Annotated in this window: 26 protein-coding genes and 1 tRNA gene; 17 read left to right on the top strand and 10 right to left on the bottom strand. The window is 54.0% G+C overall.

From position 1 onward, the window contains the following. The coding region (locus tag BLS57_RS17170; protein ID WP_139186660.1) for a transposase at positions 1-250 on the bottom strand (250 nt) is incomplete at its 3' end. A 205-nt stretch (positions 251-455) separates the two neighbouring features. Between BLS57_RS17170 and BLS57_RS20075 the strand changes: the two genes are divergently transcribed. The 6 genes from BLS57_RS20075 (at position 456) to BLS57_RS17145 (ending at position 3,089) form a co-directional block, all read left to right on the top strand. Further along, the gene (locus BLS57_RS20075; RefSeq protein ID WP_279626458.1) at positions 456-590 is read left to right on the top strand and encodes a hypothetical protein; all 135 of its coding nucleotides are present in this window, start codon (positions 456-458) and stop codon (positions 588-590) included. A gap of 120 nt (positions 591-710) precedes the next feature. Continuing rightward, complete coding sequence (locus tag BLS57_RS17165; RefSeq protein ID WP_093743875.1) at positions 711-908, top strand: hypothetical protein; 198 nt, start codon at positions 711-713, stop codon at positions 906-908. 122 nt (positions 909-1,030) lie between these two features. Further along, positions 1,031-1,672 carry a ParA family protein gene (locus BLS57_RS17160; protein WP_093743874.1) on the top strand — a complete coding sequence of 214 codons (642 nt, stop codon included), beginning with the start codon at positions 1,031-1,033 and terminating at the stop codon, positions 1,670-1,672. 1 nt (position 1,673) lies between these two features. Continuing rightward, a complete protein-coding gene (locus BLS57_RS17155) occupies positions 1,674-1,943 on the top strand; it encodes a hypothetical protein (protein ID WP_093743873.1) in 270 nt (89 codons plus the stop codon). Positions 1,944-2,116: 173 nt separating this feature from the next. Next, complete coding sequence (locus BLS57_RS17150) at positions 2,117-2,488, top strand: hypothetical protein (RefSeq protein WP_093743872.1); 372 nt, start codon at positions 2,117-2,119, stop codon at positions 2,486-2,488. Positions 2,489-2,564: 76 nt separating this feature from the next. Then, positions 2,565-3,089: a hypothetical protein gene (locus tag BLS57_RS17145; RefSeq protein ID WP_093743871.1), complete on the top strand. Its 525-nt coding sequence runs from the start codon at positions 2,565-2,567 to the stop codon at positions 3,087-3,089. Positions 3,090-3,177: 88 nt separating this feature from the next. Here BLS57_RS17145 and BLS57_RS19635 read toward each other — a convergent pair whose 3' ends face one another. After that, complete coding sequence (locus BLS57_RS19635) at positions 3,178-3,381, bottom strand: hypothetical protein (protein WP_139186659.1); 204 nt, start codon at positions 3,379-3,381, stop codon at positions 3,178-3,180. A gap of 236 nt (positions 3,382-3,617) precedes the next feature. Then, positions 3,618-3,806 (bottom strand): antitoxin Xre/MbcA/ParS toxin-binding domain-containing protein, encoded by a 189-nt coding sequence (locus BLS57_RS17140; protein WP_093743870.1) that lies wholly within the window; start codon positions 3,804-3,806, stop codon positions 3,618-3,620. A gap of 170 nt (positions 3,807-3,976) precedes the next feature. Between BLS57_RS17140 and BLS57_RS17135 the strand changes: the two genes are divergently transcribed. Next, a complete protein-coding gene (locus BLS57_RS17135) occupies positions 3,977-4,351 on the top strand; it encodes a hypothetical protein (protein WP_093743869.1) in 375 nt (124 codons plus the stop codon). A 392-nt stretch (positions 4,352-4,743) separates the two neighbouring features. Then, positions 4,744-4,932, top strand: coding sequence for an MbcA/ParS/Xre antitoxin family protein (locus BLS57_RS17130; protein WP_093743868.1), 189 nt, complete (start codon positions 4,744-4,746; stop codon positions 4,930-4,932). A gap of 197 nt (positions 4,933-5,129) precedes the next feature. Here BLS57_RS17130 and BLS57_RS17125 read toward each other — a convergent pair whose 3' ends face one another. The 3 genes from BLS57_RS17125 to BLS57_RS17115 form a co-directional block, all read right to left on the bottom strand. Then, positions 5,130-5,471 (bottom strand): nucleotidyltransferase domain-containing protein, encoded by a 342-nt coding sequence (locus BLS57_RS17125; RefSeq protein WP_093743867.1) that lies wholly within the window; start codon positions 5,469-5,471, stop codon positions 5,130-5,132. A 230-nt stretch (positions 5,472-5,701) separates the two neighbouring features. Continuing rightward, entirely contained in the window at positions 5,702-6,880 is a 1,179-nt protein-coding gene (locus tag BLS57_RS17120) for an IS5 family transposase (RefSeq protein WP_093743866.1), read from the bottom strand. Positions 6,881-7,152: 272 nt separating this feature from the next. Continuing rightward, positions 7,153-7,533 carry a response regulator gene (locus tag BLS57_RS17115; RefSeq protein ID WP_093743865.1) on the bottom strand — a complete coding sequence of 127 codons (381 nt, stop codon included), beginning with the start codon at positions 7,531-7,533 and terminating at the stop codon, positions 7,153-7,155. Between the two features lie 236 nt (positions 7,534-7,769). Here BLS57_RS17115 and BLS57_RS17110 point away from each other — a divergent pair, with 236 nt between their 5' ends. The 4 genes from BLS57_RS17110 to BLS57_RS19630 all read left to right on the top strand — a co-directional run bounded on the left by BLS57_RS17110 (position 7,770) and on the right by BLS57_RS19630 (position 11,815). Beyond that, a complete protein-coding gene (locus tag BLS57_RS17110; RefSeq protein WP_093743864.1) occupies positions 7,770-9,296 on the top strand; it encodes a sensor histidine kinase in 1,527 nt (508 codons plus the stop codon). Between the two features lie 364 nt (positions 9,297-9,660). Next, positions 9,661-10,035, top strand: a complete 375-nt coding sequence (locus BLS57_RS17105) for a hypothetical protein (RefSeq protein WP_139186658.1) — start codon at positions 9,661-9,663, stop codon at positions 10,033-10,035. Beyond that, a complete protein-coding gene (locus BLS57_RS17100; protein ID WP_093743862.1) occupies positions 10,032-10,970 on the top strand; it encodes a hypothetical protein in 939 nt (312 codons plus the stop codon). The genes BLS57_RS17105 and BLS57_RS17100 overlap by 4 nt, the downstream gene beginning before the upstream one ends. A gap of 98 nt (positions 10,971-11,068) precedes the next feature. Continuing rightward, on the top strand, positions 11,069-11,815 hold the full coding sequence (locus tag BLS57_RS19630) for a hypothetical protein (protein WP_139186657.1): 747 nt from the start codon (positions 11,069-11,071) through the stop codon (positions 11,813-11,815). Between the two features lie 537 nt (positions 11,816-12,352). On the opposite strand, the gene BLS57_RS17090 is transcribed toward BLS57_RS19630, so the two are convergent. Continuing rightward, positions 12,353-12,613 carry a WGR domain-containing protein gene (locus BLS57_RS17090; protein ID WP_093743860.1) on the bottom strand — a complete coding sequence of 87 codons (261 nt, stop codon included), beginning with the start codon at positions 12,611-12,613 and terminating at the stop codon, positions 12,353-12,355. 289 nt (positions 12,614-12,902) lie between these two features. On the opposite strand from BLS57_RS17090, the gene BLS57_RS17085 reads away from it, so the two are divergent. Beyond that, positions 12,903-13,115 carry a DUF3892 domain-containing protein gene (locus BLS57_RS17085; protein ID WP_093743859.1) on the top strand — a complete coding sequence of 71 codons (213 nt, stop codon included), beginning with the start codon at positions 12,903-12,905 and terminating at the stop codon, positions 13,113-13,115. 53 nt (positions 13,116-13,168) lie between these two features. Here BLS57_RS17085 and BLS57_RS17080 read toward each other — a convergent pair whose 3' ends face one another. Both BLS57_RS17080 and BLS57_RS20160 read right to left on the bottom strand, forming a co-directional pair. After that, a complete protein-coding gene (locus BLS57_RS17080) occupies positions 13,169-14,521 on the bottom strand; it encodes a reverse transcriptase domain-containing protein (RefSeq protein ID WP_093743858.1) in 1,353 nt (450 codons plus the stop codon). After that, entirely contained in the window at positions 14,508-15,098 is a 591-nt protein-coding gene (locus tag BLS57_RS20160; protein WP_139186656.1) for an SLATT domain-containing protein, read from the bottom strand. Before BLS57_RS20160 ends, BLS57_RS17080 begins: the two co-directional genes overlap by 14 nt. 769 nt (positions 15,099-15,867) lie before the next feature. Between BLS57_RS20160 and BLS57_RS17070 the strand changes: the two genes are divergently transcribed. Further along, positions 15,868-17,730 (top strand): primase C-terminal domain-containing protein, encoded by a 1,863-nt coding sequence (locus tag BLS57_RS17070; protein WP_093743856.1) that lies wholly within the window; start codon positions 15,868-15,870, stop codon positions 17,728-17,730. A 1,115-nt stretch (positions 17,731-18,845) separates the two neighbouring features. Here the strand turns inward: BLS57_RS17070 and BLS57_RS17065 are convergent. Next, a tRNA-Leu gene (locus BLS57_RS17065) sits at positions 18,846-18,931 on the bottom strand. Between the two features lie 167 nt (positions 18,932-19,098). Here BLS57_RS17065 and BLS57_RS17060 point away from each other — a divergent pair. From BLS57_RS17060 to BLS57_RS17050, 3 genes are all read left to right on the top strand, one after another. Continuing rightward, positions 19,099-20,085: a complex I NDUFA9 subunit family protein gene (locus BLS57_RS17060; protein WP_093743855.1), complete on the top strand. Its 987-nt coding sequence runs from the start codon at positions 19,099-19,101 to the stop codon at positions 20,083-20,085. After that, positions 20,085-20,891 (top strand): undecaprenyl-diphosphate phosphatase, encoded by an 807-nt coding sequence (locus BLS57_RS17055; protein ID WP_093743854.1) that lies wholly within the window; start codon positions 20,085-20,087, stop codon positions 20,889-20,891. Before BLS57_RS17060 ends, BLS57_RS17055 begins: the two co-directional genes overlap by 1 nt. A gap of 160 nt (positions 20,892-21,051) precedes the next feature. Next, positions 21,052-22,485: an NAD(P)-dependent oxidoreductase gene (locus BLS57_RS17050; protein ID WP_093743853.1), complete on the top strand. Its 1,434-nt coding sequence runs from the start codon at positions 21,052-21,054 to the stop codon at positions 22,483-22,485. The last annotated feature ends 64 nt before the right edge of the window (positions 22,486-22,549 follow it).

The raw sequence follows: 22,549 nt of genomic DNA, 5'->3' as shown, positions 1-22,549 counted from the left end.
CCAGTGGAGCGAAGAGCGGCTCAGCGGCCTCCGGCGCCGGTAGCAACAGCTTTCCTTGCTTGGCCAGTCGACGCCACGCCGATAGCTGGTTCGGAAGGATGCCATATCGCTCAGCGACAGCGTTCACCGTTGCACCCACCTCAAGCGTGTCCGCCACCGCCTGTGACTTTGCGGTATCCGACCAACGGCGGTGGCCGGACGCATAAATCTCAACGCCAAGCGATCTGAGAAACGAATTTGTAGCGCACATTGCGAAACGCACTCCCCATCATAAGATGGGTTCGTTCTCGCAGCCCGGATCACACCCTACAACGTGACCCCGGGCCAACGCTTACTTATAAAGTGACTACAGAAAATATGATGATTAGGCCCCTACCCTGCTGAAAATATGATCGGCAGCTTTAACGCCAGATAGATGATCTCCGCGCACTTTTTATGAAAAACGGAGATCAGTTATGAACTACGAAACACATAGCATTCTGCACTCCAGTCCGGATGAGCTTGGCGGATGGTCAGGATGTATCAGTGAGAATTGGATCCTGAGCCTCGTGACTGATGTGCACGGCCGCGTTCGTGACGCGCGGGTCTGAACGAATAATGTGGAGTGGGTAGCGCCTTGTGATGATGGAAACGATTGCCGCTGTACCGGGTCCGCTGAACTCGGAGAAGTCTACTGTCCGTTCGCAATACCAGAGCAAAGCTCGAGCAGTATGACATTCATTGGATCTATCGGTGTCCGCTCCAAGTATCTGGATACTGCCGGGATGCGCCCTGCTGACGTGCTTGAGGCATTTAATGTGCTCAGCTATGGCCCGGAGTATGATAGGATCATGGCGCTACTGAAGAGACCTTGGGTGTGCGCCACCGAAAGCGACACGCAGAAGATCTTCGACGGCGAAGATTGCTAAATGCCACTTCCGCCTCCCCACAGCCACATATTTCGTAGTCTCCAGTGGTTACAGAAATTAACCTTTACTAGCCATATCCTAGGATACTAGGGCGCTAGCAAGAGGCGGGCAGAGGGTAGAATATGATAGTTATTTCAGTGGTTCACCAAAAAGGCGGCGTGGGGAAATCTACCATCTCCCAAGCGCTTGCTACAGGTCTCGACGGTCAAACTCGAATTTATGACGCAGATCACCAGGGTACCACTTCCAGATGGGTGGAACGCCGACAGGAAGATGGCGTAGACAAACCGGAGCTTGCAGTAGGTCGCATTGAACAGCTGCCGGATCTTATCAGCCAAGCGGAAAACGAGGGCGTCAATTGGTTCATCATCGATACGCCCCCAGAACACTCAGGTGAGGTAAACCTGCGGACCGCTCTATCCGTCGCAGATTTCGCGGTCATGCCCACTCGAGCTGGTGCGAATGATGTTCAGGTGCTGCCGAAAACCATGCGGATCGCGCGGCAGATCGGAGTCCCCTTCTCTGTAGTCATGAATGAATACGACGGCCGTCGTTCGCTGCACAAACAAGTGCTCGCCGATCTTGAGGATATGGCCACGAGAAACGGGCAAACTGTCCTGCGACCATTGCGCAGCTTGGCAGCTCACCAGGACAGCACCTACGCAGCTCAAACCGCAATCGAATACGCACCAAGCAGTGATGCAGCTAGAGATATGATCCTGCTCACCAGAGAAGTGACGCAGATAACACGAGGAGAGCAATAGTATGGCTAAGAAAAAATTGAATACGACTGGACTAATCGATGATGCCGCTGAGCGGGTTGGTGAACTGGATCCATCACCGGCTGCAAGCCGTCATGACCGGGCGCCACTGAAGCTTGAGAAGCGCACGCGAACAGCCACTGAGCAGATGAATTTCCGGGTCAGTGAAGGTCTCGGCCGTGACATTCGTCGCTGGGCGCTCGACCATGATGTGACGCCTGCTGATGTGCTCGAAGCTGGATTCGAGATGCTAAAAGCGAAGTATGGTCCTTAATTGCCACTAAAATATGGCTGCCCTATAGTATCCTAGGATGCTAGGATGCAGTTTGAGGAGTTTAACTAGTATTCAATCTATCTACTATATTGAACACATAGCCGCCCACATGACCTGTTTTCCGCCGAATAGGCGGCTTGCCAATTAGGGCATCAACAGAACAGGAGAAAATTATGACAACTAGACTAAACACGCGTGGTGACGCCATGCATGCATACAGCAATCCGGCTGAGGTTCAGCAATGGGCCGCAACTCAGTGGCTGATCGAGTACGTCGAGGATAATAACGATAACAATGACGCCAGCTGGTCTGATTGGAGCGGCCCTGATCACATCATCAGAACCTATGAGCCCGCCGTAGGCGAGGCGACCGGGAAATTAACGTCGTTCGATCCTGACGGCCACGAGGAGTCACTTCGCCGTATCACAATTGGAGACCGGGGCAGGGAGGTGCTGGCAGCCTGCATCAGAGGTCAGGAACATGGCGAGCTTATGAGTCAATGGTCTCTGAAGATTGAAGAGGCTAGCGCGTCACCGTCTCCATGAAGCAGCATCCTATCATCCTATCATCCTAGCGCTCTAGTATTATAGGATGCTAGGCTTTCCCTAAGAGGGCCACCAAATGCCATCCCACCTGCCTCTGCGCGATCGTATCGGCCTTTGGATCGAGGGCCAGATAGATGACAAACTGCCAGTTCCCAGCACCCCAGAATTTCGGCGAACGCTACGGCTCTGGTATGGCATACAGCGCAGCACTCAACTGCCGTTTTCAAGCGGGCATATGGAGCTGGCAGCGGCCGAGTGTGTGACTGATGAGAACCTGCCAGCCGTCCTGAGAACAGTTCTCCATAAACCTCTCGAGAAGTGGCTCGAGGGCACCTATAGCGACCTGGTGGCTCATCTAGGTGGCATCAGCCTCCCAGAAGGGCAGGGGAGCCCACCGCTGCTGGTCGGGGTGCTGTCAAACGTGCTCGAGGTCCACATCGCGGAGTTCACTGTGGTGACCGCAGGAAAAGGCTGGGTCTCGGTTGCTGATGATCCACTGGTTGCAGATGTGCGCGATGAAAATATGAAACTTCAGGGACCGCTGGAAGACCTTTTGGCAGCAACTGCGATGCTCTCGATAGTGCCCACGGTACCAGCGTGAGACTCGGTGCTCTCTACATCTAGTCTGGCCTGTTCTTCGGCGTATAGCGGACCTCAAATCCCCAAGGCTTTCCGATGCGCCTCATAGCCTAGAAAAGTTCCCCCATCTCGCCATTCTCGATGGCCTCGATCTGCTCGACGGTGACGTGGAACTTCTCCGTGAAATATGACTGAGACCAGCCTAGGCCCTCTCTGATAAAGCGCACGCTCTCCGGCAAGGTCATCTCTCCAACAACTGCTCGGCGGTGAATTTCGCGCTGATGTCGCCGGGTCTCATCTCTCGTTGTGGTCACGCCTGCCTCCATGTGGCACAGGTGTGGTCTACATCTATGATGGTAGGAGGCGAGGGACTCGAACCCTCTCGCTCACGCTTATCTGGCGCCTCGGGGATATAAGGCCCGACCGCATACCCATGCTGCCTCCCACAGTGGTGTTGTGGGGTATCCTGAAGGTCAGGATATTCGGCGCGAGGTATGCAGAATCGTGTTCATAAGGCGATCATCACGCAGAGAACGGATGCGGTCAATGGTCAGATGTAGACGCCATATTGAATTTGCGTCAGCAGTATCTCCATCTGGTCCCGGCCGGATTGGGTCTCCATGAGATCCGACGGACGCTTGCTTTCCAGTCCAATCGCGGGCGAGGACCGCCATTCCTCAGCGTTCTCGGCCGAGCCCATTACTTGGGTGCAGAGCTCAATCAGTTCCGTCTGGTTCATAGTCAGTTGCCCTGAGAAGAGGTGTTAACATGCTCAGGTGCGTGCGTAATATATCAGGGCTCCTCTCTCACCATTAAATCACAGTTAAAGATGGTCGTACTTTACCCTGCGGTAAATTGCATGGGCAGTACGTATACTGTACATATCAGATACAAAATTAGAGCAGACCCATGAAAAAACTAAATATTTCCCAGATCAGCGCACATAAACATGCGGAGCCATCCACCCCCCGAGAGCTCCTAGAGGCCATTCTGGCGGGTTGTGATCTTGAGGAGGATGATATTGCAGCCTCTCAGATCGATGATGCGGCGCAAGACCTGCTCGCAGGGGATGAGAGCATCGAGGAACTCCGCGACTACAATGATCAGGATACCAATTTCTATCGCCTGGGGCATGAGATCTGCGGCTACGTGGTAGCGGTAGGCGTCCTATACTGCGGCTCTATTGAGGAGCACGCTGCATCTGCCGTAGAGGATTTCCGCACACACCTCGCGGAACAAGATGATGATGACCTCAGTGCGGGTAGTTCTGTTCGAGCGATGTGATCATAGGGGCGCTCAAGTGCGTCCCTGTTTTTACATCACCTCTTCGTTGATCACCTTTATGGCCAGCTAGAGTTCCGGCGGCTTCCTCTTCGGTGTCACCTGGCTAGAGTCAAAGAGATCATATCTGACAAGCCTGCGGCCATTGCTGTACTCAAACCGGTTATAGGGAAGCCTGCGCGAGATCGAGATCACCTTCTGAATAGGATATCTGAGATGGAACAGCAGGTCACTCAACTCACGGAGGACATCTCCTAGGTTCCTAGGATGCTAGGGTGCTAGGAACATGGATAAGATGATCTTGTCAGAAACTTTCTGAGGCTTCATATTTTCATGGCTGGGTAGCTGTGACAGCTTGTGACAGTGCTAGGATGCTAGCAAGGGGGGAGTAACAGATGACCAGAGATGAGGTGATCGAACTCGCGGAACGGGTGCTGAAAGATCAGGATCGTGCACGAGAGTGGCTCGCCAGGCCGCATCCATTGCTAAAAATGCATCCACCTCAGGATCTGCTGGACAGCCATTTTGGTCGAGATCAGGTGGAGCAGCTCTTGGTGAGCGCCGAGGCCAGTTTTGTCGTCTGATGATGTATCGGATCCAATGTTCGGTAATCTAGCGACACATGTGGAGGTGCGCTGCTGGCAGTGTAGTCATTCAATAACACTGAAGCGCCATCAGGTGCCTGATGGCTTGGACCGGCACGACTTCGAGAGGCGTGCTGTTTGCAGCCAGTGCTAGGCGACCTGGCCGCAGACGACACGGCTCCCAAAGAAAGCTTCACTCACGAGGTGAAAGGGCAACCTTTATCAAGGCGGACGCCTTCGGTGACGATTGTGTGCGCAAACAAGGTTGGCACGACCTTGGCCTCATTGAAATCAGTCTTGCGCGCTGTCAGTAGGTCTGCGTGAGCGCCTGATTTCCTTCTGAGTCTGAAAGCAGCCTGTGGACTGTCGATGTCAGCAGGTGCGTCATCAGGCACCACGGCCAGCAGATCGTAGTCGCTATCTTCATGATGGTCGCCTCGAGCACGGCTGCCGAACAGCCAGACCTCAGTCGCCTGCATCTCTCTTTTGCAGAGTTCTACAAGCTGCTGCACCTCGTGAGGGAGCTCGATGTGTCTCATATGATTCTAGCATTTTAGCATCCTAGCATCCTAGCATCCTAGTTCGCTAGCAGCGCGAACTATCGTCGATATGAGGGGCTGATGCCGGACGACGCACGGATCCTACGCTAAGGTTATGCCGCATTAGCAGGCTGCTGAAGAAGTTGGCTTTGAAGGACGCTGTTCTTGCCATCACGGTTTGAAGGTGACTCTTTGCGGCTGCGGACGCCGGGTCCGGTTTGACCCCCTCGTCAGGTGGCAAGGAGTTTCGGTAGTCTGGCCAGATTGCAGGCTGCCATGGTCATTGTGAATTGGGCGCGGACCCTGTCGAGGCCGCGATGAACAGTCTGGGCCATGCCGCCCACGGTTTTCGCCCAGCCGAAGGGTTCCTCGATCTTCTTCCGGCGCCGCTGTGATGCGGCATAACCGGGATGCTGGGTGGTTCGCCCGTCGATTGCGGAATGCCGAGCCTTCTGCGCGACATGCGGCGTCACAACCATGCGCCTAAGTGCGGTAATAAATTCGGCGCTGTCATAACCCTTGTCTGCTCCCAGCGTCAGGCGCCGGGTCGAGCCAGGGGAGTGTCGGTTGATCATCTCGAGCGCCGCCTTGCGCTCGCCGTGACCATCGGCGTGGGTCAGATCGGCCTGCACGATCAGCCCGCTGCGGTTCTCCATCAGCGTATGCCCCATGAAGCACAGTGTCGCCGCGGCGCCCGGCGCCTTCTTGTAGAGACGGGCATCGGGGTCCGTCACAGAGGTGTGGGTTGCGTTCGAGCGCTTCTGGCCCCGGAAGTTCACTGCGGCGTTGCGGATATGGCGGGGCGTGTCGGGCATCGGCTGCGTCTCTGTCTGCTGGGGCTGCCGTTCGGTGTTTGCGGAGGTCGCGGTGGTCGGTGGCGGCGGTCCGCCAAGATCATCGTCATGCGGTGGCGGTGCGCCGTTCTTCGGCTGAAAGCTCTTCATGGACGCCCACGCCTTGACCAAAGTGCCGTCTACCGAGAAGTGTTCATCCGAGAGGAGCGGACGGACCTCCGGGTGCGCCAGGATCGCGGCCATCAGCTTGCGCGACATGTCGGTCGTCAGCAGCCGATCACGGTTCTTGGTAAACACCGTAGGGACCCAGACCAGATCGTCGATCCCAAGGCCGACGAACCACCGAAACAGCAGGTTGTAGTCCATCTGTTCCATTAGCTGCCGTTCCGAGCGGATCGAGAACAGAAGTTGAAGAAGGCTCGCACGGATCAGCCGCTCCGGCGCGATGGAGGGGCGGCCAAAGTCGGTGTAGAGCGCGGCGAACTCGGCATCGAGGCTCGCCAGCGCGTCATTGACGACCCGACGGATCAACCGCAGCGGATGACGCTCCGGAACCCGCTCCTCAAGATCAACATAGCTGAACAGCGACCCGCTCGCCTCGTCCGTCCCACGCATCGCCACCTCCCGCCGCCGCTGTCATGCTGAAAGTGAATCATGTTCCCATAACCGCGTCGAGGGCCGACTTTTTCAGCAGCCTGTTAGATGCACCATGCGGCGAAAGAAGGAGGTGAACCCTCTTTACCGAATGTTGCTCCGAAGCATTGTGCGAATGCAGAATAACTTGTCCTACGCGAACGGCCCGGACCTGCCTTTCACTTACATCGCAGGGAATGCCGGAACCCTTTTCTGTTGGACTCCTCCTAACAATGAATTGCGTAAAGATGGAGCTAGGCTTGACTGGAATGGCTCATAAGCGTGGCCAACGCTGTAATAACTTGAGCATGAACGAATGGTTTTGGTATCAGGACACTCTTTGGGACGCCTTCAGCCTCCCACTCGTGAGAGCTATCGCCAGTCATATATACAATCGGCATCTCTGGCTTTTGCTGCCTAATTTGCCTGGCGAGGTTCCATCCATTGGGCTCTTTACCTAGGTTAATGTCGGTCACGACAGCACTGATGCTCATCGGATCTGCCTCGAAGGCCTCTACGGCTTTTGACCCATTTATAGCCGTCACGACTTGAAATCCTTCATTAACAAGGGCGGCTTCAATATCCATTAGAATGAGCGCCTCATCCTCAACCAACAAAACTACTCTGCTGCTCATTCTCAAACCCCACTAGATAACGTACCTTAACCAAAGGCGGGCCATCTAGTTCCAACTTATTCTAACTTGTAAGACATAAACTTGGCGGCTGTGCCAATCCGGCTGCTGGGTCGATCAGACATCATTACCGTGGCACGACGATTTATCTCCGTAGACTTCGGCGGGAATCCTCCTAGTTCCAAGCTGTTATCTGAGCACTATAACCTTAGATAGGGCCAGTCCGTGAAGGAAGTTACATGGTAACCAGAGCGATTGTTGGTTCAGCTCGTGCTGCAACTATCTTCATTGCCGTCACCTTTTTGGTGTATTCCAGCATCGTGGGGGCGCTCATCTATCAAGGCTACAACGCTGCCCAAGATAGAGCAGAGAGTTCAGTGACGGCCGCCGCCAAGGCAGTAAAGATCAACACCGGTTGGATCGTTGAGGTGGCCAGGCAAGCGCTGCGCCAGATGGTCGTCGCCCTTGGGCCCGATGTTGAATCCGACAACCCTGCGACCTTAACGAGCATCCGGGCCTCACTCGAAGGGCTGCCCAGCAGCGCCAAAGCCTACATCGTTTCCGCTGACGGGCGAACCCTCTATACGACCGACCCCGACGCTTCAAACATTGATGTTCGCGACAGAGAGTATTTTACGGGTCCCGCCTCAGGACAGCAGTTCTTCACTTCTTCACTTCTCACCAGTCGCATCGATGGCAGTCCAATATTCACGTTCAGCCGACGGCTTGAACGGGAGGGCGTCTTCATAGGCGTTGCAATAATTTCGTTCGATGCAGCCCTATTGGGGGAACTGCTAGACTCTCTCGACCTAGGGGCAGGATCGACACTGGCTATTCTACGCAGTGATGGCATGTTGGTGGCCCGTTATCCCCCTGTCGATGGCTCGGTGGACCTCACTCAACATGTAATATTCAAAGATCACCTGCTCAATTCAAACGCAGGCACCTATATTAGCGAGTCTCCTGTAGATGGCGAAAAACGGTTTGTAGGATATCAGACCGTTCCCGAAGGGAAGCTCATTACAATTGCCTCGATGGGCTATAGTGAAGCGTTGGAGCGATTTTGGCGACGTGTCTGGGTTTTCCTCGCGATCGTCATTCCATCCATTCTCGCGCTTGCCGCATGCGCCTTTTGGGTCATCAGCCTTCTTAGGCGAGATGTTGTGAAAAATGAAAAGCTGGAAGCATCGTTCGAGACAAATAAAATGCTGTTTCGCGAGATCCACCACAGAGTTAAAAACAACATGCAAGCGATGCAAGCCCTTGTAGGCATGCAGAAACTCACCCCCGAAGTGGAGACCAATTTCAAATTGCGACTAGCGGCGATGGCTACTGTACATGAGCATATGTACAACTACGACAAATACGCTGCTCTGGACGCGCCAGCATTTATCGCCTCAGTGACGGAAAATATCTTTAAAGCACATGGCTCGCCCGCGCGTTTGAACCTTGACGTGGATCAGATCCCAATCAGCCACGACCAGGCCACCTCTCTAGCTATGCTGATCAATGAAGTTGTCACCAACTCTTTGAAATATGCCGTCATAGATATGACAGATGCTGAGATCCGCATAGGTCTTAAGCTTTTGACGGAAGACACAGCTGAACTGATCATCGCTGACAACGGACCTGGGTTTGATCCCAACACGGGTCACTCAGGAATGGGCACAAAAATTATTAAGGGGATGGTCATGCAACTCCACGGGTCGCACGCTTATGACTTTAAGGCAGGTACAAGTTTTTCCCTTAGGTTCCCCATAGGTTAGTGTCGATAACTGTCGATGCCAATTGGGGCATGAAGTTCCCGCCCCATGCCATATTTTCGGATAGGGAAGCCCTATTTTCGTGAATAGGGCTCCCATCCTCTCTCCCCCGAATAGGTCTCCTGCGGGTCCTCTTCTGGTCTTCTGACATGCATCGGAATGCTCCCCTGCAAGGGTGAGGTTAACGATTCCGAAATGGTTGGTGCATAGCTCTCTATTTTGACAGCCAGTTGTGTTGCTAGCCGCCGCCACACGCCGGTCCGTAACATCCTGGCAAGGGGGGCTAGGCCCCCCGTTGACCCCCGGGGATGGTTCCCATCGCCCACCAGAAAGGAGAGCAGGCATGAGCAGGTCAGAGAGCAGACAGATGAGCCACCAGATAGGTCTCAGACTTGATGATGACCTGTATGCTCGTCTGGTGGCTGCTGCACGTCGACATGATGTCGCTCCGACGGCGTGGGCCCGCCACCTAATCTCACAGTCATTGGGTGCTGAGACCGAACGCGTGCTGCCCCGGGCGCGACGTGGATCCAATCACAAGATCACTGAGGAGGGCAGGGGCGCCATGCGCTTCGCCGGTGAGCTGGGGGCCGTTGGCAGCAACCTCAATCAGGCGCTGGCTCAGGTACATACCGCGCGCAAATCAGACCAGCTTACCGAGAGCCATTTCAAGCAGCTCGAGACGACCATCAAAGAGGTACAAGCGCTCTATGCTAGGATCCTAGGAGAGCTGCTGGCATGATCATCAAAAGCACCCGCGTTCCAGTTTCTGATACCGGCGCCATCGCAGCCTATTTTGGTAACCAGAGCGAGAACGAGAAAATCGGTTGGCTGCAAGGCACGCAGGCCGAAATTCAACTCATGGGCATCACCGCCAAACTGGCAGAACGTGCGTTCAGTGTCAGACACCTCATTATCGCCCCTGGTGAAAAACTTGGCGGGCACGAGCTAGGACAGATCCTGGATAACGTCTGCCAAGAGTATGGCGTCACTAAAAATATGAAAGATCGCATCACAGCCGTCGTTCATAAGAAGCCAAGAGAAGAGGGCGCTGGCTTCGAATACCACTATCATTTCGCGGTGCCTGAACTGGATACGGACACTGGCCGGGTGCTCGATAGCAAGTTCACTCACATGCGGAATGAGAAGATCAGTAGGTTAGCCGAGCTGCGAACCGGGCACGAAATCACGCCGGGACGCTTTAATCGTGAGGTTTACGATGCCCTAGCCCGCGAACAGCCTGATCTCGATCTTAGTCGGTACCAAGCAGCACTCGAAGACGCCTCTGAGGCTGCCGGTCTGAAACGCGGTAACTGGAAATCCTTTAGAGCTGAGAGCAGCTACACGTCGACCAGTCACCAGGTCATCAAGCGCAAAGCGCGCACCGCCGGTGTCGAAGCCGATCTCTCGATCCCGAAAATTCGAGCTCAGATGCGAAAATGGGCGGCCGATAGGTCACCCGAACAATTCATCGAGCATGTCCTGACTTCTGGCTACGAGCTCAAACCAGGCAACAATAAGGATATCTGGCGCCTGCACGGACACGGGCACGACTTGGGATCCATCGACAGGCTGAGCGGGATCAAACGCCATAAAATCAATGAAATTATGGAGAGAAAGTATGATGACATCTTTTTAGGCCCCAAGGATGGAAATGTGGCATTTCGCAGGGGATAGAACCTCTGAGGTAGTCGTGAGATTTTCGAGCTTAACCCGTGGCATGACTGCGTCCGGCCATGTTGCAGGCGCGGTGAAACAGTGCTCTGACTATCGGCATGGAAGCTATCGAAAGACTCTTACAGCTACCCTATCAAACCCTAGCAATATTGGTTGCCGGGTATCTATCTTATCGACTGGCTTATACAGGGCGCGATAGCACCCACCAGACCTTGGACACGTTAGCGATTGCCCTCGTTTTTGCCTTCATATCGCAAGCCGCATCCGCTCTCCTTCTTGCAATCTATCTGGCATGGAAGCCTACAATCCCCACCCATGCTGGCGCACTGCCCTTATGGGCCGGATATGCTGCCAGTGTGGGGGGCATAGTGGCTGCACTGGTTGTCGCTGCTATCTGGCGTCGAGTGAGTGCCCACAGCCTTCCAGAAATTCTACGTGGTGCAGGGATATCGTCATCAGACAGAAATACCGCTGCATGGGAAACGGTTATCAATCGAGAAGATTCCGGACCGTCCCAGATCACTGTTGTAAAAAAAGACGGGGTAACACTGCAATGCGAGCGTCTTGACGACTTCAAGAAGGCTCCCTTTGGCCCAATGATACTCGGGCAAGACGGCTCTATCGCACTCTATGTGACTGACTACCGAGACGAGGAATCCGGTGAATGGGAAAAGATTGATCCCGAGCATGGCGACTGGGGGCCGGAACTAACGATCATTACTGCCGCAGAAATCGCAGAAGTGCGCATCAGGCACGCCCCCTCACTTCTTCGGCGGTGGCGACGAGGACGGAGAACTGGGAAGGGGTCTGGCGTTGTCGGGGATGAAGACCCGCCCGCTAGCTGATATCGGCGTCTGATTTTCGGATGATTGCATTTTTTACCTCTTTGGGGGCGGCGGCGCAATCGGTGCGCTCGGGCTAGGTCTCGTATTCGTTTCGGGTGTTGAGCGGGGAATGCTTGAAGGGCGGGGGACAGGCGGGGGCGCGGGCTCTCTTGCCATCTGTTTCACCTTTTGGGTTTTGGTGGCGGTGGTGTTCGAGGTGCAGCAGCAATGGGCTGCTGTGACCCTTGGACTTTGACCCCGAATGTTGTCTTTCGCGGAGGCAGTTTGACTGGGGGAGGTTTCGGGGTCTTCGCCACTACGCCTATCTCTTTGGCTTTGGCGGTGGCGACGCGACGGGAGCGCTTGCCAGGGGCTTTTGCGAGTTTATCGAAACGTTCTCACTGCTCTGCTGCCTTGTCTCCATGACTGGTGCAGGCGTCGTTTCTCTGCTGCTGCTATCGTTTTCACCCCGCATACTCTGCCTTTCAATGTTGCTGACCTAAAGTCGAACATACTGGCAACCTTGTTGTAAATCCAGCTGAAGAACTGAGATGTGACTCAACTGATCAGATCAAACATCGCCAGCTGCTGAGGCTCCACCCAATAGCCACGCTGACGCTTAGAGGCTTCCAGTGCAATCAGAGCCGCGACGGCCTGTTCTTCATTTACGAACCAATCCATCCGAGCCTGGCCGCCATGCCCTATCCGGCCCCATTCGCGGCAGAGCGTCCATTCGCCAAACAGGTTTGGCAAAACTGCCATTCGGTAGAACCGGGCGACGTTCTTCACCGGCTGATGTTTTTCGAGATAAGTCTGCATGGCTCAGAGGTGCATGATGTCTGTAGTCGGGGAATTCAAACAGTATAGAGGTTTTGAACTGGCAATGAATGACCGGTTCGATGAGCGATAGCGCAGGGAACTAAAACCTCCCAAGATAGACCCCGGACAACATAGCAAGGGGCGGCACAAAAACAATATGAAGTTAACGCATACAACAATGATACGATATATAGTATTATCGAGGGCGGTTCTGAGCAAGTCTAGGTGTGAGACCGTTGTCTAACCCAGTCCTTGCCTGTTTTCTGATAGTTCTGAGAAGGAGAATACGATGACGAGAATTAAGGGCAAGGGTGATGGCCCAGGTGGAAGAAATGAACATTACGATGTCGGTAGCAGGAAAAACGTACCTCGTCGCAACATCGTCGCCGAAATTAAGAAAGGCGAACACCCTGATGCACACATCGTTAAAATCGGCGGCCGAGAGTATGCTAGGGATAACCCCGATCGCTCAAAAAAGGACAACGTGAACCGCGACAAGTGACATCAGAGGGCTGCTAAAGCTATGACTTATGCGCCAAGTGAGGTAAAAACCACTCATGATCCGTAGGTAAAAAAATCAACGGTCTCTCTTTCGAGTTTGGCCACCTCGCGTTTGACCATCTTCCAGTAGATATCCTCGACCTCGGACCGATCCATTGTTCCAAGCGCTTCAAGAGACGTACCCTTGACCAGATGAATAGCTCTCATCATGTCCGCGAGTGTGAAGTTGTCAAAGTCGGGTATGTAGGTCGTGCCACCCCTGTTGTATCTTGTTTCGTGGTAGGCTTTAGCAAACCTCTTCACACTCGAAATGTGATCCTTAAGGCCATACAGCTTGAGTTGTTGGCGGACAAAGGCATCCATCCTGTGGAATTGCCCAACATCGGTTGATTGCCTGAAGAAGAACACCCAGCCAACCGATCTTTCTTCAACCCGGCATCCGGTAATGATCAGGTTCAGTCTCCATAGTACCTGCTCAGTTCGTGCCGTGCCTTTCAACGGTCGAAGACATCCGACAATCGCACGGAACATCTTCTTGTAAGATCGCTCCCTAATTCTGAGACCGGTACTCGAAATATGATACCCAAGATATTCTGTGCCCGATTCAACAGGCGTGATGGCAGTTTTGTCTGGCTGCTTTGGGTCAAGTTCATGGGTCCTTAAGGCAAGATCAACCTGCATATAATCCGCAATCTCATTGTGAACGCTGACAGCCTCAGCTTCCGCAACTATCAAGAGCAAATCATCTACATATCGAAAATACTGATACTTCTCGGAAAAATGATCATCTAGGCCTTCCAGATAAAGCATGGACAAAATATTCGAAATACTCAGCCCTTGAGGCACACCAACTTCGGATGCATCCCCGTTATCAAACCCTGTAGGGTTCGTGACAGCGCGTTCAATCAATGCAACGGTTCTAGGGTCAGCCCCCTTGCCTCTAAGCTGATCAAACAAAATTTTATGATTGATTGACGGATAGAAGTTCACGACATCCAACCGCAGGAAACGATCCGAAGCAGCCGCCCGTTTCGCGGCAATCGCAACCCTTTTTGTGCAGTCATGCGGTGGCCGCATCCTACACTCGCGGAACTGATGTGTGAGGTGATCACATAGAGCACGTAGGGCTATGGCGTCTCGCACCGTTGGTATCGAAATCTGGCGGGGTGGTTTTCGCGACGTCTTAAGGATCAGTTTTTCTCGAAACCTCGTAAAGTCGAACTCTCCACACAAAACCTTTCGACTGATCAGCGCAATCTCAGCATCCAAGTCCCTTCTGAAGGAACACACCGAAACTCCGTCTAACCCGATAAACTTGGCATCTTTTAAACGATCTTCAAAAACCGATCTCAGGTACGGCTCCGAAAAAACATGATCGAAGGTGAGGGGTTGATCATCCTGCGACATACAAAACTGCTAGAAAAATTACTGGACAGGTAAGTACAAATAATGTGCCGAAAATTCGGCTAAGCTGCCGGAATTCGAACTTTCTAGCTCTCCACCAGCTATATTTCAAAACACCGGAACGATCCCTAAGCTCCTTGTTCTGAGACCAAACATTTTTGTATAGCATCGCTTCATAGTCGAAGTCTGATTGGTTTGGATATCGATCAAGAATCTGATGATATGTTGCAACGTTCTTCCGAGCATCTTCGTCATCGTACAGACGTTGTAAGGCCAGATAACACTCTCTGTGCTGATCAGCGGTTTTCCCAAACTTGAGGCCCCAAATCACGAGCGAAGCGCATAGCACCGAAAGGGAAAGCACTATCGACACCTCTGACGTGTATGGACCGAGCTTGGTCTCGCTCAAGTGCCTTGAGAAAACAGAGAACCCCAGAAGCAAGACTGAGTACGCTGTAAGTACGATGTGCGATATAAGGTCATACCGCGTATATTTCGCGTGCGACTGCATCCGTGTTCGGGATGTAATCCAGATATTCCCAAAAGGGTCGCCAGGCTGTTCTTTTTCTTCTTCGTTCAATCAACTGCCTCAAAAAAATGTGCGGGCGCAATAATCTCACAGTTTGGATTCCTAGAATTTCTAGAAGTAGCCTAAGCTGGGACATGCCCGTGCTTTAAGTTTAGTCCCTGCCAGGGGAACTAGCGCAATGCGCTTCGCCCGCACATAATAAAGGTACACATTGTAAGCGGCCTGCACAAGTAAGCGAGAAAATCGCTTAAGCCCCTATGTGAAGTCGCGCAGTGTACGGATACGGGACGCTCCTGAGACTCTTACCCAGACAGATATATGAAACGCCCCGTCCAGTATCAGTCCGCTCTTTAGGACCTCGTCGAAAGCGTCAGGAAAATATGAAACCCGCCAGTCATGTGACCGACGGGCTCATACGATTTGGCCGCGAACACCCACCATACAGCGAGGTGCGCAGCATGGGGAGGCATCTAGCACAGGGAAGGCAGCGCCTAACTAAAATTTAGGTTGCACACTGGCTAAATGCAAATGAGTTAACAAAAAAATCGTCGGATCAACCTGAATATACGGACAGCTTTAACCGCGTTTTAACCACAACTCGATACTGTGCCCAATATCAATAATGGGCGCAATTTCGCGTCAGCATCACCCTGGGCATCGCATCGGCCGCCATACCACTGGGAATGCAATCAAAGGTGTATAGAATGCAGTCCAATTTCGAAAAAGAATTTGCGTCACATTTTTTCTTTGAGGCAATTGTGCCTTCACCACGTGCGCGTGCTTACAAAGCTACAGCGGTTGGCCAGAAGGCTGGCCACCGATGGCACGGCTAGATCATAGACATTTTTCAACTAATACAGCATCAGAAACTAAGTCAGCTTCCAAGAAGAAGCAGGCTCGCAGCCCGGCGCAGGTCCGCTGGGACAATAAGTTCCGGTTCTCAATCGGCAACGACATGAACATGTCTTTGCTGCTGCCGCTGCAAGTGACAGACTACCTACATCTGAAGCACATGTCGACGTGGAGCCGGTGTGCCAATGAAGATAAAAAGATCATAAAGAAACTGCCATTGTTCGATTATGTCGATGCGCACTATATCGATCTCCACCCACCACTCAGAACGAAAAAAGGACGTGCGCCTGAACGCCGGATCGCAATCGTCCTTGATGTAGACAGCAATATTCGTCCGTCTGACATGCGTGAAATCGGCATGCCGATGCCGAAAACTTTCACAGCAAACAGCGCCAACTTTGGCGGACGCTCTCCAAGCGATCCTGAGCCTTCAGAAGATTTCTCGGTTAACCGTCCACATCTCATTTACTGGCTCCACACGCCGATCTGGATGGACGACTACGAGCAGGCAAACCAATACAGATTGATTGCCCGCCGCCTAGCAAGATTGGTCGGCACTATCAGCTACGTCGAGGCCGTGAACCCGATCACAACCAAAAATCCAGCTAAACTACGCCACTATAGCAGCGAGCAATTATATTGGGACGTCGTCGAAGGCGATAATCGTACTTGGACGCTTGCGGAACTGGATGAGGCTATCACTGAAGCTGAGAACGCGCCTATTCATCCTGCGCAGATCACTTACACTCCACCACCAAAGGCCAAGAAGACATCGTTCAGGTCTGCTGATGGCTCCAAGCGGGCAACTCATGCCGCCCCTTTCGATGGCAAAGGCTCCGATCAGTCGTATCTGGAGAGAACGATTGGCGCCTCTTTCGACGAGGAGTACGCGGCACGAGGCAAAAACTGCAATCTATTCTCAAATATTAGATATCTCGCGTATGCATTCAAAGCGAAAGCTTCTTCGGAGGAGCACCTGTATCGCTACATGCTTCAGCAATGCGCAAAATACAATGAGACCAAATTCTCAGATAATTTGCTCCCAGACCACGAAATCCATGAAACTGCGAAGTCGATCAGCTGGTGGACCTGGAACGTCTATTCCGGATCCGGCAGCACCAAAGATCGCGGCGCCTGCAAACGGGCAGGCCTCATCAATGACAGCATGGAGATCGATGAGCGCCAGGCCATTGGCGGTCGGTACGCTGCTAAACAGAACGCAGACAAGAAGCGCCAGATCGTCCTCGATGCGGTCTCTGAGTTGCGGGCTGCTGGTGACAAGATCGTCGTCTCACAGCTGGCCAAGAAGCTTGGTGTGAGCCGGAACACTATCAATAAATACTTGCCTGATGCCGCCAAAAAAACCGCTCAAGAAGCTGCCCAAAAGACCTCTTCTGATGTCACAATTGAGCAGCTTCTGGGAAATGTTCAAAACGGTGTCATCAGGGGAAACCAACCACTAGAACCTGAAGGCTCGGGGGCCACAAAGCCTGATCTCTTCCCAGTCGGGGGTCCAGATATCGAAGGATACGGAATCCTCTCATCAATCTGGTCGGATTGTAGTGAGGTTATACTACAGCGCGGGCACCAGGAAGGCTTACAAATCGGGTCGGATAGATCAGAAATACCCCCTGAAAGCTACAGAAGCGGGTTTTCGGGCCGGGAATCTAACAAAATTCCAGATCTCGGAATCTACTACCCTACGAGGTTACCTATCATGACGGCTCAAACCCTAGGAGGCGCCCGCCAAATCATACTTGGACTTGGAAGCAGATCCATGGGGAGGCAGTCAGGCACATATTTTTTCCATTCTTCCAGGGTGCTCTCATAATCCTGTGTAGCTAGGAACTTCGAAAGGTGTTCATTCTTTACGCTCTCAAACTCAACCGATAGCCCTTCTGCTCTAGCAAGAACCTCTAATGCTTCAGTAATTGCGGGCATTCGATTTCCTCGGCAATGCTCCTTGCGCTGAGCCACGCAGGTAGTCTTTGGGAGATCAGTAAAGCCTTGAATGTTCGCGATGGTAAAGTGACCTTTCCTACAGCGTGAGTAGATCTCAAATGGAAGAACGTCGGGGCCATCATAGTACCAGTAACTGGTAGGCGAAAGGCCATAAGAAATCCGAGCGATGGCCAGATAATACTGGATTGTGAAAGCCTCCGGTAAGGCGCAGGTATAATCTCCCGCTTCGTTGCGCAATTGAACATCAGCAGCGTTTAACCGTTCCAGTGGGCCCTGCTTTGTAGAAGGATTAGGAAACGAACCCATGGCAAATCTAACCTGTTTTATCCCGCTGATGTTTATAAAGGAGAGGCGGTATCCAGTTGGCGCCGATCAACCACTTGATCTACGAGATAAAGTGGTGAGCCGTGATGGGATCGAACCATCGACCCACTGATTAAAAGTCGCGACCTTAGCCGCGCTCTGATGCTAAGCTGTCTGTCAGGTGGTTGGTCACATCGCAGACACAGTACGTATGGCGGCTTGTTGCTCGACGGCCAATCTGGTGCTGGCCGACAGACGCTGTGGTGTGGTTCTGCCCTCATGCCGGTTTCTCGACTGCACCTTTACGCAATTGTTTGTCTTGGGCGTGCGCATGAGTGGAGGCCAAGCTTTCGCCGTCTGGTGCGGATCAGCAGAATAAGTCTTTTTGCTGTGATCTTGTGGTCTTAGCAAGTCTCACAATCTGTTTGATGTAGAAAGCTCTAACAGGTCTTTTATATGGCACTGTTAATGCTCCGTGCAATGGATCACTTAACACCTTGTGCCGCTGCCTCGTGCAAACTGCTATTTATGGCAGGCATTGCCGTTTCTCCGGGCTATCACATCAGTGTGCAGTATTGCGCAATGCAATTCGTTCGACAGGTGAAAGGTGGGCTGGAGGGTGGATTGAATTTGGGCGGGGCTTTAAAAGCCAAATACTATCAATCACTTATCGGGGAATATTGGTGCCCAGGAGAGGACTCGAACCTCCACACCGTTGCCAGTACTAGCACCTGAAGCTAGCGCGTCTACCATTCCGCCACCTGGGCACGTATCGTGTGGGGTGCTCTAAGGCTCGGCTGGGCGGCTGTCAATCGCATTTTGGCGGAATTCCTGAAAATCCGTCCCAAAGACCGCCGACGCTAGGGGTTTTGCCTTGTTACAGGGGCGGCGCGCAGGTACATCCTGTCAAAGAATAAGCTACAGGAGCGGCAGAATGTCTAAGCTGGTCACGATTTATGGCGGTTCGGGGTTTGTCGGACGCTATATCGCGCGTCGGATGGCCAAGGCCGGCTGGCGGGTGCGGGTGGCCGTGCGGCGCCCCAATGAGGCGCTGTTTGTGCGCCCCTACGGCGTTGTCGGCCAGGTCGAGCCGATCCTGTGTAATATCCGTGATGACAATTCGGTCCGTGCAGCGCTGCGTGGGGCAGATGCGGTGGTGAATTGCGTGGGCGTGCTGGTCGAAAGCGGCAAAAACGGTTTCGACGCAGTCCAATCAGAAGGGGCCGAGCGCGTGGCGCGGTTGGCCGCCCAAGAGGGCGTTCCGCGCATGGTGCAGATCTCTGCCATCGGGGCCGACATGGACGCCGACAGTGATTATGCCCGGAGTAAGGGTGAGGGCGAGGCCGGGGTGCTAAAGCACATGCCGCAGGCGGTCATCCTGCGCCCCTCCATCATGTTTGGGGCCGAAGATTCCTTTTTCAACCGCTTTGCCGGGATGACCCGTATGGGGCCGATCCTGCCGGTGGTGGGGGCGGATACACGTTTTCAGCCGGTCTATGTCGATGACGTGGCCAAGGCTGCGGAAAAGGCCGTGTTGGGGTTGGCCGCACCGGGGATCTATGAGCTTGGCGGGCCGGATGTTGATACCTTTAGGGGGTTGATGCAGCGGATGCTTAAAGTGGTCCATCGGCGCAGGCTGGTGCTCAATATGCCTTGGGTGGTGGCGCGCGTGATGGCCTTTGGTTTTGACATGTTGCAGGCCGTGTCTTTGGGGCTGTTCACAAACTCCATGCTGACGCGGGATCAGGTCAAAAACCTGCGCAACGACAATGTTGTGGGTGCAGACGCCAAGGGCTTTGCCGAGCTGGGCATCACGCCGGTCACGATGGAGGCAGTCTTGCCTGACTATCTGTGGCGGTTCCGCCCCTCTGGGCAGTATGACGCCATCAAAGCTTCGGCGCGAAATCTGCGCCAAGGCTAATGGATAGTAATACGACGCTGATCGCCGCCTTTCTGGGTTTGCTGGAGGGGCTGACGGAGTTCATTCCCGTATCCTCGACCGGGCATTTGTTGCTGGCTGGGCATTTTCTGGGGTTTGAGAGCGCAGGGCGCACCTTTGAGGTGGTGATCCAGCTGGGCGCGGTGCTGGCGATCCTGACGGTGTATTCGGCGCGGCTTTGGGCGGTGTTCTCGGCGGCGCCCCATGACCCTCAGGCGCGGCGGTTTATCTTGTCGGTGCTGGTGGCCTTTTTACCTGCGGTTTTTGTGGGCGTGCTGGCGCATGACTTTATCAAGACCGTGCTGTTTGAGACGCCTTTGCTGATTGCAGTGATGTTGATTTTGGGCGGGATAATTTTGGTTGTGGTCGACCGGATCGCGCCGCCGACGACGGAGCCGGACGCGATGCGGTTTCCCTTGCCGATGGCATTGAAAATTGGCGTTATTCAGTGCCTTGCGATGGTGCCGGGCGTGTCGCGCTCGGGGGCGACGATTGTGGGGGCCTTGATGTTGGGAGCCAGCAAGCGGGCGGCGGCGGAGTTCTCGTTTTTCCTGTCGATGCCGACGATGGCGGGTGCCTTTGCTTACGACCTCTATAAGAACCGTGACGTGCTCGATGCCTCGGCAATGGGTGAGATCGCGGTGGGCTTTGTCATGGCCTTTATCTCGGCAGTGATCGTGGTGCGTTGGGTGCTCGATTACGTGGGGCGCTATGGCTACGCGCTGTTTGGCTGGTGGCGAATCCTTGTCGGTGGGCTTGTTATACTGGGGCTTTGGGCTGGGGCGTGAGGCGTTAGGTCCGCATCGGACCTTAAATGATGCATAAAAATGCGGGCTGGGCGGGGTGAATGCCCGGAAAGAGTTAAATAGGTCAGCATTGCTGTCTTTTCTTTACTGAAGCGCTGTCGTATGCGGGTCTTCTGACGGAATTTGTCGAAGGAACGGGTATATGGCGAAGCAGGTTATGCTGAAATTTACGGATGTGGCGCGGGATATGCCTGAGAAACGTCCGCCCAATTTGCGCCGGACGGATTTCGACGAGATTTATGCCGAGTACGCCGACCGTAAGGCGGCCGAGCAATCCAGCCGCTGTAGCCAATGTGGCGTGCCCTACTGCCAGACCCACTGCCCGCTGCATAACAACATCCCCGACTGGCTGCGCCTGACGGCTGAGGGGCGGTTGGAAGAAGCCTATGAGATCAGCCAGGCGACGAACACCTTCCCCGAGATCTGTGGCCGTATCTGCCCGCAGGACCGGCTTTGCGAAGGCAACTGCGTGATTGAGCAGTCCGGTCATGGCACCGTGACCATCGGCTCGATCGAGAAATACATCACCGATACCGCGTGGGAGAAGGGCTGGGTCAAAGCCCCGGCACCGCGTGAAGAGCGGCAGGAAAGCGTCGGCATCATCGGCGCTGGCCCCGGCGGGCTGGCGGCGGCGGATATGCTGCGGCGGGCGGGTGTGCAGGTCACGATCTATGACCGCTATGACCGTGCGGGCGGGCTGCTGACCTATGGCATCCCCGGCTTTAAGCTGGAAAAGGACGTGGTCGAGCGCCGCAATGCGCAGCTTGTCGAAGGCGGCGTGACCTTTGAATTGAACTGCGACGTGGGCACCGACATCAGCTTTGGCGCCATTCGCGGCAAGCATGACGCGGTGATCATCGCGACGGGCGTCTATAAGACCCGCGAGATCGAAGCGCCCGGTGTGGGTGGCTTTGGTGTTGAGCGGGCGATTGATTTTCTAACGGCCTCTAACCGCAAAAGCTTTGGCGATACGGTTGAAGAGTTTGAGAATGGCCGTCTGAATGCCGCTGGCAAGAAGGTCGTTGTGATCGGCGGCGGTGACACGGCGATGGACTGTGTGCGGACCTCGATCCGGCAGGGCGCGGAGAGCGTGAAATGCCTGTATCGTCGGGACCGGGCCAATATGCCGGGCAGCCAGCGCGAAGTGCAAAACGCCGAGGAAGAAGGCGTTATTTTTGAATGGCTGAGCGCGCCGAAGGGCTTTGTTGGCGATCCGGTGACGGGTGTCATGGTGCAGAAGATGCGCCTTGGCGCGCCGGATGTGACGGGCCGTCAGGCACCTGAGGTGATTGAGGGCGCGGATTACGTTGAGGATGCGGACCTTGTTATCATGGCGCTGGGCTTTGAGCCGGAAGACCTGCCTACGCTTTGGGATGAGCCGGACCTGCCGGTGAACCGCTGGGGCACGATCAAGGCCGATTACGTCACCGGGGCGACGGCGCTGGAAGGTGTCTATGCGGTGGGGGATATCGTGCGGGGTGCCTCGCTCGTCGTTTGGGCGATCAAGGACGGGCGCGACTGTGCTGAGGCAATCTTGAATGATTTCAACGGGGTGCAGCGTATAGCTGCGGAATGACATGAAGATTCATTACCCAAAGGTTAAATGTCACAAACTGTACACCGGAGGTACACAGGGCGTG

Origin of the sequence: Sulfitobacter delicatus (assembly GCF_900102535.1) — a bacterium.
Taxonomy (GTDB): Bacteria; Pseudomonadota; Alphaproteobacteria; order Rhodobacterales; family Rhodobacteraceae; genus Sulfitobacter; species Sulfitobacter delicatus.
This window is presented reverse-complemented; position numbering and strand designations above follow the sequence as displayed.